The sequence below is a fragment of the Shewanella putrefaciens genome (assembly GCF_016406325.1).
In the GTDB taxonomy this organism is placed as follows: domain Bacteria; phylum Pseudomonadota; class Gammaproteobacteria; order Enterobacterales; family Shewanellaceae; genus Shewanella; species Shewanella putrefaciens.
In genome coordinates this window covers 1,264,456-1,278,324 of record NZ_CP066370.1, presented here as the reverse complement: position 1 = coordinate 1,278,324, position 13,869 = coordinate 1,264,456, and the positions used below count along the sequence as shown (strand labels likewise).

The following is a 13,869-nucleotide window of genomic DNA, read 5'->3' as shown; positions in this document are numbered from 1 at the left end:
ATTATCCCTAATCATACCTTATTAATTTGTTAACAAGCTCAAGGCAATTAAGGCTAAGAAAAATAAATGGGATAAAAAAGGGGATTACTGAAAAATGGTAAAAAGGAAGATAAGGTGTCTGTATAAAAAATCTTATCTAAGTGTAGTAGTCAATCGTCCGGACTTAATCCGTCCACACTCTTACGACATGCTGGCAAAATGATTTCCCAAACTGGTCGCCTGCTTATCTGACTTTAATATGTCAGAGTAACAATAAACAGTATTTCGCCCATTAGATTTCGCCGCATAAAGGGCCATATCCGCACGGTGCAACAAGGGATCGAGGCTCAAATCATCTGCCATCAATCCACTCACACCAAAACTCGCAGTAATGTTAAAATGGTGCCCAGAGTGCTGGGTGTCAATCGCTTCTATTCGCGCCCGACATTGCTCAGCCACTTCCATTCCTTTTTCTTCATTAGCATAGGGTAATAAAATAGCAAATTCCTCGCCACCAATACAAGCAAATACATCACCGTTACGGATTTGGGATTTAAGTGACTCAACAACCTTCTTCAGCGCCCAATCACCTGTCCCATGACCATAGGAGTCATTAATTCGTTTGAAAAAGTCTAAGTCGAATAAGATTACACAAAAATCACCACCACGCGCGGTAGCCTGCACAAATAAGTTTTCACCTAATTCTTGTCCGGCGCCACGATTGAGTACCCCCGTCAAGGCATCCATTCTTGCCATCCGCATAAACTTGCGTTTTTGTAAACTTCCCACGACTAATAAAATGCCGAGAAAAAATAGCCCCCCCTACCAATATAGTCAAAAACATCAACATATTAGTGTATTCACGCTCTTTTACCATTTGCTGAGCAATATAAAGTTCCCGCTCTTTATTGAGTAAATTGATTTCACGCGACTGCTCGTCGGCGTTAAATTGGGCAGCTTGATAAGCGAGAGTCTTCATCTTGGACTCATCAAAAATCAACTGATTATAATGTTGCTCTTTTCTTGAGTATTCATAGGCTTGCTCGAAATTTTTATCTGCTGCCATCAGTTCAGCAAATACCTGATACGCAATATGTTTATGCTCTATATAGCTATTTTCATCAGGAAAAGAGAGGACTTTAACGGCGTGAGTTTTCGCTTGAACTCTATCACCCGTTGCAAAATAATTTTCAGCGAGCAATGCATGCACATGACTGATTTCTAGCTGAAACTTAAATGCTTCATAACCTTTAAGTGCATTTAATAATAATGGCCTTGCCGCTTGATAATCACCTTGTTCCTGAAGGACTAAGCCCTTACCTTTAAGAGAAATTGTTGCTAGCAGAGGGAATTGATTTAGTTCACAGTATTGGCGACTATCTTCGAAAGCATCAAATCCTTCTGTGTACTTTTTTACCCCTAAAAAATAAATTGCATACAGAACCTTTGCATGACAAATATCCCTAACATCGCCTACCTTTGCTAGCTGTAATACTTTATAGGCATAGATACCCATATCATTAAGAGCATTCATTTGATAATAAAGATTTGCAATACGCAGATAAGCATGACGTTTAATACTGATATCATCAATACTCGTTATTAAAGCAAGCGCCTTGGAAATAGAGGATAAGGCCTTGTCATAATCTCTCATACCGATATAAGCAGTTGATTTATAACTATAGACTGATGACAATAGTTCAGAAGTGCTCACTAAAGATTCAGCCTGATTCAAATCTTCTAAAGCTTTGGCGTAATCACCTGTAAAAATATAACTGATAGAACGCCCAATTCTTAACCTTCCCAATTGGAGAGCCGTTAATTTACCAACATTCTTCTCATACTCTGCTAATTTATTCTGTGCTGCCGCAAGATCTGATTGTAACAATACATCAAGCTCATTAAGTGCTTGATCATAATCCACTGGAGTAGCCATCGAAGGTGTAGAAAGCAACGCTAGGATGGCTAACGCGGTGCAAAATAGTGACTTCAAGATGAGTTAATTATTACCGTGATTGACCAGTAAGAATGTCTTATAGTCTCCATCACCACTCAGACTTTTTAGTTTTTCCAAATCGCCCGACATCACTGTGTCAATTTCTTCATCACTCAAACCATGAGCGCGCATCACTGTTTCTGGATTTTGTAGGTATTCTTCCATTAACAATGCATCTTGACCTAACAATATAAAAAAATCCGATAATGCAGACATACTTTTTCCTTATTGGTTATTAATGACTCAATATCACACTACAATTTAGCCCAAATCTTCGGGGCCAATCCCTAACTTAGTCAAAATAGCATAGTTGTATTCCAACTTTTTTGCTGGCGGAATTAACAAAGTGCTAATTGGCGTTAAGTGCGCTTGGGGTAAACTCGCAAGCGGTATACGTTCGATACGGGGGAGTTGTATCGGCAAATTTGCCGCCTCATAAATAATAACTTCATGGTCAAGGGGATACCATTGGTTAAGCTGCTCCACGAGGATCTGTAATCTGTCGCTCGAGGTATGGAACTGCGTTAAAGTATGTTCGCCCGCAATGGCAATTTGCCAAAGTAATAAATGGGTGGTGGGATCGGGGACATGATTAAAAAACATAAACTGACTGGCTTCAAAACTTTGGTGCCCAGAGTTACCAGGGTCGATACCCAGATCAGCCCATAAACATGCTTCAGCAGAGATCCCTGGCTCCATCTTGGCTGAAAAACCTTCAGCACGCGCCCGAGAGATTGCTAAGTGAGAAACGCAAGCAAATACTCCAGGATGACCATAGAGTGCACAAACGGTTTTCTTACCCGACCTGACCGCCTCTAAAATGGCATTAACCATTTGTTCATAGGTGTCTCTGCGATTTTTTATCTCACCATCTTGCGCATAAAACTGCTGCAAATTAATGACATTCGGATTGATTTTTGTCAGCCAGCACTGTGAAAAACCATCAGGAAGAAGCGAAAACACGATATCAGCATGCTCGATATAACTGCGACTAATGACACTAATGTGCCCTGCAAGCTGCAAACCTGTTCCGACACAGACAAGAGTTCCCAAGTCACAATGCTCCCAACTTCATATTATTTATAATCAAACGACAAGTTAATGAAATGCCAAACACTACATAGTTAAAGGGATACTAAAACGCGCACCAACCCGCAAAAAACGAAATCACAACAGAAACAAATAACAATCGCAACTTTAACCCCTTTAGCACAACAAAACCACAACTCACTTACACTAAAGTCCAGATAACATGAATAAATTACGTATATTTCACTGGCTTTTACGCAAAGCAAAGTCCGTGCTATGTAGTTATTTTATATAAAGGGACGATAACGCAGCAGAAACACCAGCCAAGTGCAACCCGAAGGATTCGTCTAGCAAAGTTCTTACTTTCTTTTTATACGAGCCACTCGTCATTTGTAGAATAACGACACGCCACTCCTCGTTTCGCAATATTGAGCTTACCAGAGCGTAACAACAGTTCATCTCGAAACGTCAACACGCCCTAGCCTTTGAAATAAATATCTCAATATTATGAGAACTAACACTCACAACCTAGGTCGAAATCAGACACAATTCGTCTATAACGGCAGCAAAAACCAATTGCCCTTGTCATAAGGGGGAATGCTTGGGTATTATGGCCGCCAGATTTTCAGAAGTAGCGCATACAATGATCAATAAAAAGCAAAGTCTTACCCTGCTGAGCGCTGTGGCGCTCTCGGTTTCGCTCAGTGCCTGTAGCGTATTTGATTGGTTGATTTATAAACCTGACATTCCGCAAGGTAACTATATGGAACCGCAGCAAGTTGAAAAGTTACGTATAGACATGACTAAAGAGCAGGTCGAGTATATTCTTGGTCGCCCTGTATTGCGCGATAGCTTTGCCGATGATACTTGGTACTACGTATACCACTACAAAAGTGGTCGTGATGCTAGCATCACTCACAAGGAATTGATCCTGCATTTTACTGCAAGTAAGTTAACGGCGGTAACAGGTGATTATGAACTGAGCAAAGAATTTGATACACCATTGGAACAAAGTAAATTACCAATGGCAACCGTGGCAGAAACAGATCCACTTATCCCAGTTCAACGTCCAGATGAAAAACCTTTGGTAAAAGAAAATCAGCCAGAAGCACAGGTACAGAAACCAATAAAGTAATATTTATGCCTCTTTACCAGCTAAAAAGCGCCTATTGGCGCTTTTTAGCATTAAAACGGCAAGTATCTACTCATAAACCTAAGCCCGCCCACCTGTCACTTTATTTGCCCGTCCTTCATCTTTGGCTTTATCTGCTCGGCGACGGCGAACATCCTTAGGATCTGCAATCAAAGGGCGGTAAATTTCAACTCTTTGCCCCGGTAAAATAACTTGGTCATGTTTTACTAGGTTGCTGAACACCCCTAATTTCACCGTATCCAAATCAATCTCAGGAAAAAAACTCACTATATGGCTTTGGCGCACTACCTCGATTGCAGAAGTGCCAGGATAAATACTCACTGGAATAACTTTTTGTTGCGTAGGCAGCGCATAAATTACATCAACCACAAACTTATCTGCTTCATTTACCACTATAAATTACCTTAGCGCGGCTCGTAAATGCCGTCACCATTGACATCATAAGATCATTAAACACTTTACCAAAGGCCATATCAACCAACGAACTTGAGAACTCAAAGCTTAAATCAAACTCAACCTTACAAGCATCCTCGGTTAACTCCGTAAAACGCCACTGTCCGAGTAAATGTTTAAAAGGGCCATTTTCTAGTTTTAAATCAATGCTTTTCCCCGGTACAACTTGATTACGAGTCGTAAATGTTTTGCGAATACCAGCCTTACTCACATCAACCGAAGCTAACATGGTTTTACCATCAAACTCTAACACTTTACCACCAACACAACCCGGCAAAAACTCTTTATATGACTCAACATCATTAACTAAATCATACATTTGCATTGCACTAAAACGGACTAATACACTTCGAGAAATTTGCGGCATAGGGCATAACACTCTTCATAAAACGAATTCATACGAACTGATCAAAACTAAGAGCAATAATCAAAATTTGAGCGGGATTTTATCACGATACACAAAAAACGCACCCATTGCCCAAAGCCCGCAGCCATCATTAATAATATTGATATAAAATGTCCCCCAAAAAGCACCAGATACGTTCAAAAAAACAGCAATGAAATAATGAAGAGTTGAAATAAGTCAAATAAACCCTTATATCAATTCCAAATTGATTCACCGTGCGTATAATGGCGCCACTATGGTAAAGAAAAAATCAAGCAAAGCCGCGCCTGCGACTATCGCACGTAATAAGCGCGCAACCTTCGAATACCGATTCGAAGAGAAAATGGAAGCTGGTCTATCCCTTATGGGATGGGAAGTGAAATCTATCCGAATGGGTAAGGTCAACTTGTCCGACTGTTACGTATTCCTGAAAAATGGCGAAGCCTTTATGCATGGCTGCACCATTATTCCCTTGAATACGGCATCGACACACGTTGTCTGCGATCCCCTGCGCTTGAAAAAGCTGCTACTCAGCCGTAAAGAGCTAGATAAACTAGCGGGCTTAGTTGAGCGCCAAGGCTACTCTATTATTCCTATCTCAATGTACTGGCGTAAAGGTGCATGGGTGAAAGTGGAGATTGGCCTAGGTAAAGGTAAGAAAGATCACGATAAGCGCGAAGATACTAAAGCGCGTGAATGGGAAGTTGAAAAAGCCCGCGTGATGAAAAAAGAAAAAACGCACGGATAATGAACAAACGATTGAACTTGAAGCAAATGATGCTAGGTGATCATAGTGCTACGGGTTACAATCAAATTCTTGGGGGCGATTCTGGATTCGACAGGATTCACGAAACCCTGGGAGCATGCCGAGGGGCGGTTGGCCTCGTAAAAAGCCGCACAGTTATAGTTGCAAACGACGATAACTACGCTCTAGCAGCTTAGGCTAGCTAGCCATCTGACACAGGTCTCTCAAATGGGCAGTGTATACAGATGGTCATCTTACATTTGATAGCGAGGGAACTCCGTCCGGGGGTGAACCGCGAAATAGTACCGGACTCGCCCGATGAAATCCTGTCTTTCGGAGTTTATTCGGGTTAATTAAAAGAGAGACTAAGCATGTAGTGCCTTGGATGTAGGTGTTCTGGACGCGGGTTCAAGTCCCGCCGCCTCCACCAAACAACATAAAGGACTGATTCCGTTAAGGTTTCAGTCCTTTTTTATTATCTGCATCTGACACGACTGTGCTACAGGAGTGTGCTACATGCGTCCCATCATCCCCACCTACCTTTATCAACGCGGTCATATCTTCTGGTATAGACAACGACTCCCTATGAGCGGTATAAATAGCACGCTGAGAGTATCGTTGCGAACATCTGATCCATTAACAGCCAGAACACTAGCGTTACTCATAGCAAATTTTATAAACAGACAAACTGCTGGATTATCGAGCAGATTTCTGAAGTCTTTGTTAGTTGCCACTGAAAGTGGACCACAGGTTACGAGTGAACCAGTGGGTATAGAGTCGCCATGCCTCGAGACCATGGTTCTATCAACAACAAAGGAAACAGAGATGACGTCTCGCTATGAAATACTTAAAAATCAAACACAACTTATCATCCATCATTACCACCAGATGGAACTGGCCGATTGGCAATCGCAGCCCAGATCTGAAGGTGAATATGTCAAATGGATGAATTCGTTACGCCTATTTAAAAGTGTGACTAATGAAGCCGCTAAACTGAATGACCTGCGTCAATCGGAGCGGTTAGTTAATGACTTTTACACCGACACACAGTCTCCCCTCCCCCCACCAGAAGATCTCGCCCCCATTGTTAGGATAGTTTGCGACTGTCTACCAAATATTTACCAAGCCCTGCTCGAAAATCAGCCGTCCATACTAACGTTTCCCCAAAAAACCTCTCTCGATTCAATTCCCAATCAGGGAACTGAACCCGCGTCCAATGAAAAACCGCTTGCTGAGGCAATAGCGGCATACCTTACCGAAAACCAACGTAAGGGATGGAAAGCAAGAACAATAAACCAGTATCAGCACTCGCTAGTAGTTGCATACTCGTTCTTTGGAGAAGTCTCAATAGGTTCTCTAACCCGTGAACATGGCCGCTCACTTAGGGAAACCTTGCCAAAGCTAATCAAAGGAAAAACTCAAGATGATCTCAATAAGCAAGGAATAGCTGGTTGCATCACTAATGATATCCATTTGCAGATTAGCTCTATTACCGCCAACAACCACATGAATAGGCTTAGAGAGTTTTTCCGCTGGAGTGAGTCAATGGGCTACATCAGCCGTAACCCCCTACCAGATGACAACATTCCAGCCCCTAAAGTATCAAAGCAGGCCAAGCGTGATCCGATTACTGATGACCAAGCCAAGCTGATTTTCGGTCATTCATTATTCAGTGAGCATAAAGGAACTAAAACTAAAAAAATCCAACACGCAAGTCACTTCTGGCTACCGTTGATAGCAGCCTATAGTGGTATGCGACTTGGTGAGATCTCTCAGCTAAGCGTACAGAATATCCGCAAGATAGGTGAACATTGGTGCTTTATTGTTGAGCAATTCACTGAGAACCAATACTTAAAGACTCCTAATGCTGTCAGAGCAGTCCCTATTCATAACGAACTGATACGAATTGGTTTTATGGAGTTTGTTGACTATATCAGAGCCAATAATGGTGCGCGTTTATTCGAAAATATCCGTCTCATACAAGGTAACTACAGCAATAAACCAAGCGAATGGTTCATCAAACAATTCAGAGATGCTCTTGGATTGCCTTTGCACGTAACTCCTCATGCATTCAGACATTCAGTCAAAGACAAACTCAGCCGAGTAGAAGCCAATCCAGAAAACATTTCACGTTTATTAGGCCATGCAGGAGGTCAATACGGAGGATTAGTCAGTGACGATGTATCGCACTTAGCTCCACTGATAAACGCCATAGATTATGGTGCAGCTACTGCCCATATTCAGCCCATACAACCCGCTATTTTCCATTGTGACCCAGTTCCCACCCCTAGCGATATGGAGGTGTAACATGAAGTTCAAGCTGAGAAGTAAGCATATTCTTATTAACGATGAAGATTTATTTCATCTCTTCGGTGAAAAGTGGCGTTACCCCAAAAATATTGAATACTCCACTATCGAGGATAAATATCAGCAACTGAAAGAGTACAACGAAGATAAACCACCAATTATCAACATGAAAAGACTCTATCGTTATACCTACAACAGTAATGGACGATATACACAGTGGATGACAAGGGCATTGACTGCGGCTATCCGAGCAGAAGCATTATCTCAACATGATATAGACGAGAGAAAAATAAAGTACATAAAGTTCCTTCATGTTAGTCAGGCTATGGTCTTACTAACCTATGGTGCTAATGCAACCCGTAACCGTCAGTTGATTATAGCTTTATCTAACTACACGGGGGTTCCCATACCTCCACCGAAACGAACGAGGGCTGAAGATAGTTTCGCATTAGATTTAGCAAAGGAAATCAACAACATGGATGGGCACTACAATTATACATTAGAGCAACAGGTAAAAATTGGGGAGCATAAAGTTGATTTTCTGATAACGGTCCTACGCAGATTAACTGTCATTGAGCGCTTTATCCTTGAATTTGATGAGGCTTACCACCAAACAACAAGGCAGCAGCGAAAAGATAAACAACGGGATAATCAACTGAGAGAACTTGGCTATAAAATCATTCGAGTTAACGAAAGTGAAGCAAAAAAGTGGTTAGATATTAGTTGTGGGCTCAACTATCCATTCCATCGAGCTAGCGTTATCTCTGACTGCATAAACGATGCAATCAAGGTGCATCCAAGAACCAAAAAACGGTACATTTCGACAGAATCTGCATTAGCATCAGTTAATAGTGCAGTAGAAACAGAGATTATCGATGACACAAAGCAAACTCTGAATCAAATGGCTAAGTTACTTGATATGCAAAAGATACCCTATTTAAGAACAAAAATGCTTGAAAATGGTAAAGAGAAACGAGTGTTACGTCTAGAAAACTAGTTGTTCACTTTATGAGTAATCGTTTCGGTTGAATTGAAGATTATTGGTACAGCCGCAAGGAAGTGGAGGAAGTACATACCTTAATAATCAATATGTTATGAACATGGTGTGCCAATACCACGATCTGTTTATGATTCTACACCATATAGCCCTATATAACTCGCACGGGTTCTTTTATTTATAAGAGTAATTTTATAGAAAAGCCCTATTAGAGAAAGAAAAGTAAATTTTCAGCAAAACCAAATGTGTCCGACTTTATGAGCGTTACGTTAACGAAGTCAGACACATTATATTGCTTGTACCACATTCAACATCTAACACTGATAAAGGCATAAGAATCCTGAATAGAAACAACTACTCAGGAGTATAACTATGTCAATCCAAGAGCACTATCCAATACCCAATCCTCAACAAGACTCCGTTATCAGAGAAGCCTTAGCCATACTAGATGCTCGTTACGGGCAATGCTCGACAAAACTACAGATATTTTCTACAACAGCCATCACTAAGGACTATCTTCGACTGAAGATGGCTGGATACGAGCGGGAGGTATTTGCGGTATTGCTACTGGATAGCCAGCACCGCTTGATTGGCTGTGAAGAACTCTTCTTCGGCACGATAGATGCGGCCTCAATATATCCACGTGAAGTGGTAAAACTGGTTCTGCACAGAAACGCTGCTGCCGTGATATTTTCCCACAACCATCCCTCAGGCATACCTGAACCCTCAGAGGCTGATAAACGCATTACAGAGCGTTTAAAAACAGCCTTAGCGACGATTGATATTCCAGTGCTAGATCATCTGGTCGTTGGTCATCAAGACGTCGTTTCGTTTGCTGAGCGGGGATGGATATGAACACTCAAACAGAACCCAATTGCCTTATTCAGATTGACCTTCACTCAGGTAGGAGATTACTGCCTATTACACTCAGTTTGGCTCAAATCCTCAAGCGATTGCTGGTGGACGCTAACAAACCAACCAATAGTAAAGGCGTTACGATTAACTTCCGTGATCCTAACTATTCTGCTGAATCTGGCGGCTTTCATCCGGTAGAAATCCGTTTGGAATATTCATTAACCACCAGCATGTGGCAATTCTGCTATATCACTGACTTTGCCTATCAGGGACGCTACTACCCAGAGCTAGAGAAGGACATCGACTTCAACTTTACTGAGGCTTCTGGGTATCAGGCTTATGTTGGTCATCATCCGCTAAGTCACTTCAGCGGCCTCTACAGGCTATGGGAAGCCAACTTCAGAAGCTATCTGGTAGATGCTCTCTACCAGATAACCATCAACTGGGATTAACCCGCCAACAACATTAAGGTAGCCAGCGTTTCACTCATGGATTCATGTGGTGGGCACTCGGCCGCCTGAATAACAATCAGGAAGGAGAAACATCATTAACGAGTTACTGAAGAAGGTCGCTAAAGCCGCACTGTTGACCGTAGTGCCAATCCTCATCCAAGCCCTCGCTGAGAAATATCTATCAGATGAAGTGCCTTGGGTTAACCAACCAGAACCAGATAGTGAAGATGAAGAAGATCAGGTCATTTCCTAGCAACTCATCTACTTGTCAATAAACCAAGCCCATGTGACACGGTGAGAAATACCTCTAACACCATGTCACATGGGTTCCATTTCGACTTTTGACACGATTGGTCAGTGAACCTAGACCCTATTGACCAACTAAGGATAACCATTATGGCAACGATTGGATACGCCCGAGTATCAACCACAGGGCAAAGCCTAGACGCCCAGCTAAACGCTCTGAGTAACTGCGATAAGATATTTCAAGAGAAAATCAGTGGTGCTAAGGACGACAGGCCGCAGCTTCAGCTTATGCTAGAGTTCGTGCGAGAAGGGGATTCGGTAGTCGTAACTAAGCTGGACAGATTGGCAAGAAACACCCGTCACCTGCTAGAGATAGCTGAATTACTCTCGCATAAGAAAGTCGCTTTGAAAATCCAAAACCTCGGGATTGATACAGGGACGCCAACCGGAAAGCTGATGCTAACGATGGTAGGTGCTATAGCCACCTTCGAGCGGGAACTGATGCTAGAGCGGCAAGCTGAGGGGATTGCATTAGCAAAACAGAAAGGAAAGTATAAAGGTCGAGCACCTACAGCAAAGGCCAAAACTGATCAGGTAATTTATCTATTTAAGGAAGGATATCCGAAATCTCAAATAGCGGAAAATACGGGAGTATCCTTATCAAGCGTACAAAGAATTATCGCGAGTTATATGAAGAAATAGCGGCGTTTTCATCGATCTAAGGCTGCGACAATCTCAGCTTTACAATGAGAAGGCCCATCGATGAAAGTCCCCAAGAGATAAAATGCTCCATTATTATCTCTTTTAACAGGAATCCTACACGAATACACACCGTTTCCTGTTGTAATTTTCTCTTCGAAGATCCAATATCCTAAATTGCCATGCTCATTTTGCTCATAACTTAACAACTTCATTTTCTTACAAATATGTTCATAGTGATAATTTGCATCAACCAGAATTGCACATGGAATCAATTGGCCTGAAAAACTGACACGTAAATCGACCTTAATGACCATATAATCGAGATTGGGGACATCAACATCTGCCATAGTTCCGAAATACAATCTTGCTGACATTTTCCCTCTAAGACTTGATTGTTCTTCATACCCTAATGCCAATCTAAAAAGTGCAGTTATATCAATTAAGTTAGATCCATCAATGCAAAACCGCCGCTCATTGGCACTAACTAGCTCAGATTTTAGTGCGTATTTTTCTATCATTCCTTTTTGTACCTTAACCCTGACAGAAGAACCATCTAGCAAGGAAAAATCATGGTAATCAATAAAAAATCTAATGAAATCAGTAGGAATCTCATCAGGCATTGCTTCTTTTATATGCATTAAATATACTTTATTGCCTGCTTGTTCAGCCTTTTCTTTGACCGATAAAGGAAATTGTCTCCTAGACACAACCATTAAGTGTTGGGCGCCCACTTCATCAACTTTATTTAGCCAACCACCAAAAGTATTGATATCTACAGCAGAATTTCTATCTTGGACTTCAACAATGGTGAGCGTTTCTCTAGGAGGTTTTCCATGCCTGATAGCAACATCAATCTGCCTAGTTCTACCAGACTTTGATGTTAAAACTGGTAGAAAGATATCATGCTCAACAACCGCATCAGGACTTAAGCCCTTTTCTATCGCAGCTATTACAAGTTCTAAATCCTTACCTTTCTTCATCACACCCCATTCCTCGAAAGATTTAACTAATAGAAAATCGAATTATTACTAAGACATTGATGATGTAGGCGGAAACGAGTTTGACAAATAGTTCGTGAAATCAGTTACCCATTTGCTGTAGATAGTAAATTCAGGGAACAAAAACGAAAGCCAAAACCCCTTAATCATAATAAGTCCTTTAAGTAAGTAGCTGTTTAATAGTAACTTATAATATTAACAACTCTGATTTCCCCAACTATACTACAATGTTGAAAAATTGGGGATTAAATGTGCTACACTCTGTGCTACATAAACCCGTCAGGTTTAGATAAGAATCAGTAAGTTAGTGAAGTAGGCTCAACAAGTGCCGCCTCCACCAATTTTACCAGAAGGGCTTAACCGCAAGGTTAAGCCCTTTTTGTTTGTAATGGCGGCAGCGAAAACCGAGACTTGGTGTTGTTTGCACCGTGCGGTTTCCAATCCCATTTGCTGCCCTTGCAGTGCATCTATACGCGAAAGACGCCCTGTCGTGATTGGTCGAGTTCAACCACTTGAGTATCATTGGGTTGTGCAGCTATCTGCATCAACAGGTTTTGATACATTTGCTGTAATTGTAAATGCAGTTGCTGTTTTAGCTGTTCGTTTGTCCCACCTCCAAAACTTAAGTGTCAGACTCTCCCCATATGATTTGTACCTATGAGTGTCTATGACTGACACTCATAGGTACAAATATCAACAGCTGTTAGCGCAACAATAACAAGGGGATATGGCTTTTACTGATCATTCGTGTGGTATTACTGCCCACGAAAAACTCCCGAATACGCGAATGTCCGTAAGCGCCCATCACCATAAGATCGATTTGGTGTGTAACTTGATAAACCTCTAATGCTGCTTGTACTTCTCCCTGGCAAACGGCGGTAACCACATTGAAATTCGCCGCCATCAGAGACTCGGCCACCAACGCTAGTTCAGCGGTCGCCTGTGATTGATCATCAGACACCATCACCAAATGACATTCGAGCCCTTTAAGTAGTGGACTGCTTACGACTCGATCGAGGGCTTTTCTTGCGGTCACACTGCCATCATAGGCGATCATAAATCGAGTCGGTGCAGTAAACTCGTCCATCACCACTAAAATAGGTTGCTTAAGCGTACGAACAACATTTTCTAAGTGGCTGCCAATGGCCTGCGTCTGATCTTGATGCTGCTCCCCTTGGCGCCCCATCACCACCAGTCTGGCCTGGGATTCTTGCTCTAACAGGGTTTCGACTAAATCGCCGTGACGCTGCAAGGTTTCAACCACGACAGCGGGTTGTGTCTCCACGATGCGCGTTTGCGCATCCTGCAACATATACTTACCCTGCTCGAGTGCCAGCTTGCCCCGGCGCGCTTCAAGCTCAACCATTTCATTGAGCAAGTGCTCCCGTGTACCTAGGCCAATATTTCCCGACAGATCTGACTCTATCGGATAGGCTGACTTATCCAATACATGTAATAGGATTACAGGGGAATCCAGTTGCAAGGCGGCCCAGCCACTGGCATCACATACGGCCAGTGTGGCTCTTGAACCGTCAATACAGGCAATCACATTTGTCATCGTTATTTTCCTTA

Annotated in this window: 13 protein-coding genes, 1 other RNA gene and 1 pseudogene; 8 read left to right on the top strand and 7 right to left on the bottom strand. The window is 42.1% G+C overall.

Translation table 11 applies throughout. From position 1 onward, the window contains the following. Nucleotides 1-180: 180 nt before the first annotated feature. The 3 genes and pseudogenes from JEZ96_RS05830 to JEZ96_RS05820 form a co-directional block, all read right to left on the bottom strand. Nucleotides 181-1,915, bottom strand: a pseudogene (locus JEZ96_RS05830) (diguanylate cyclase). A 63-nt stretch (nucleotides 1,916-1,978) separates the two neighbouring features. Next, nucleotides 1,979-2,191: a hypothetical protein gene (locus JEZ96_RS05825; RefSeq protein WP_025007416.1), complete on the bottom strand. Its 213-nt coding sequence runs from the start codon at nucleotides 2,189-2,191 to the stop codon at nucleotides 1,979-1,981. Nucleotides 2,192-2,236: 45 nt separating this feature from the next. Further along, nucleotides 2,237-3,028: an SAM-dependent methyltransferase gene (locus JEZ96_RS05820; RefSeq protein WP_128090141.1), complete on the bottom strand. Its 792-nt coding sequence runs from the start codon at nucleotides 3,026-3,028 to the stop codon at nucleotides 2,237-2,239. Nucleotides 3,029-3,647: 619 nt separating this feature from the next. On the opposite strand from JEZ96_RS05820, the gene JEZ96_RS05815 reads away from it, so the two are divergent. Further along, complete coding sequence (locus tag JEZ96_RS05815; protein WP_025007415.1) at nucleotides 3,648-4,139, top strand: outer membrane protein assembly factor BamE; 492 nt, start codon at nucleotides 3,648-3,650, stop codon at nucleotides 4,137-4,139. A 78-nt stretch (nucleotides 4,140-4,217) separates the two neighbouring features. Here JEZ96_RS05815 and JEZ96_RS05810 read toward each other — a convergent pair whose 3' ends face one another. Both JEZ96_RS05810 and JEZ96_RS05805 read right to left on the bottom strand, forming a co-directional pair. Beyond that, complete coding sequence (locus JEZ96_RS05810) at nucleotides 4,218-4,550, bottom strand: RnfH family protein (RefSeq protein ID WP_011790145.1); 333 nt, start codon at nucleotides 4,548-4,550, stop codon at nucleotides 4,218-4,220. Beyond that, complete coding sequence (locus tag JEZ96_RS05805; RefSeq protein ID WP_011790146.1) at nucleotides 4,540-4,977, bottom strand: type II toxin-antitoxin system RatA family toxin; 438 nt, start codon at nucleotides 4,975-4,977, stop codon at nucleotides 4,540-4,542. The genes JEZ96_RS05810 and JEZ96_RS05805 overlap by 11 nt, the downstream gene beginning before the upstream one ends. A 274-nt stretch (nucleotides 4,978-5,251) precedes the next feature. Here JEZ96_RS05805 and smpB point away from each other — a divergent pair, with 274 nt between their 5' ends. From smpB to JEZ96_RS05770, 7 genes are all read left to right on the top strand, one after another. Next, nucleotides 5,252-5,743: an SsrA-binding protein SmpB gene (gene smpB, locus JEZ96_RS05800; RefSeq protein ID WP_011790147.1), complete on the top strand. Its 492-nt coding sequence runs from the start codon at nucleotides 5,252-5,254 to the stop codon at nucleotides 5,741-5,743. Between the two features lie 71 nt (nucleotides 5,744-5,814). Then, nucleotides 5,815-6,170: a transfer-messenger RNA gene (ssrA, locus tag JEZ96_RS05795) on the top strand. 86 nt (nucleotides 6,171-6,256) lie between these two features. Next, nucleotides 6,257-8,047, top strand: coding sequence for a site-specific integrase (locus tag JEZ96_RS05790; RefSeq protein ID WP_128090142.1), 1,791 nt, complete (start codon nucleotides 6,257-6,259; stop codon nucleotides 8,045-8,047). Between the two features lies 1 nt (nucleotide 8,048). Continuing rightward, nucleotides 8,049-9,044 carry a DUF559 domain-containing protein gene (locus tag JEZ96_RS05785; protein WP_025007412.1) on the top strand — a complete coding sequence of 332 codons (996 nt, stop codon included), beginning with the start codon at nucleotides 8,049-8,051 and terminating at the stop codon, nucleotides 9,042-9,044. Nucleotides 9,045-9,416: 372 nt separating this feature from the next. Next, nucleotides 9,417-9,899, top strand: a complete 483-nt coding sequence (gene radC / locus JEZ96_RS05780) for a RadC family protein (RefSeq protein ID WP_061782667.1) — start codon at nucleotides 9,417-9,419, stop codon at nucleotides 9,897-9,899. Then, nucleotides 9,896-10,351 carry a DUF2787 family protein gene (locus JEZ96_RS05775; protein WP_061782666.1) on the top strand — a complete coding sequence of 152 codons (456 nt, stop codon included), beginning with the start codon at nucleotides 9,896-9,898 and terminating at the stop codon, nucleotides 10,349-10,351. Before radC ends, JEZ96_RS05775 begins: the two co-directional genes overlap by 4 nt. Nucleotides 10,352-10,747: 396 nt before the next feature. Continuing rightward, nucleotides 10,748-11,299, top strand: a complete 552-nt coding sequence (locus JEZ96_RS05770; RefSeq protein ID WP_025007409.1) for a recombinase family protein — start codon at nucleotides 10,748-10,750, stop codon at nucleotides 11,297-11,299. An 8-nt stretch (nucleotides 11,300-11,307) separates the two neighbouring features. Here JEZ96_RS05770 and JEZ96_RS05765 read toward each other — a convergent pair whose 3' ends face one another. After that, a complete protein-coding gene (locus tag JEZ96_RS05765; RefSeq protein ID WP_128090145.1) occupies nucleotides 11,308-12,282 on the bottom strand; it encodes a hypothetical protein in 975 nt (324 codons plus the stop codon). Between the two features lie 718 nt (nucleotides 12,283-13,000). Then, nucleotides 13,001-13,855 (bottom strand): universal stress protein, encoded by an 855-nt coding sequence (locus JEZ96_RS05760; RefSeq protein ID WP_014610149.1) that lies wholly within the window; start codon nucleotides 13,853-13,855, stop codon nucleotides 13,001-13,003. Nucleotides 13,856-13,869 lie beyond the last annotated feature (14 nt).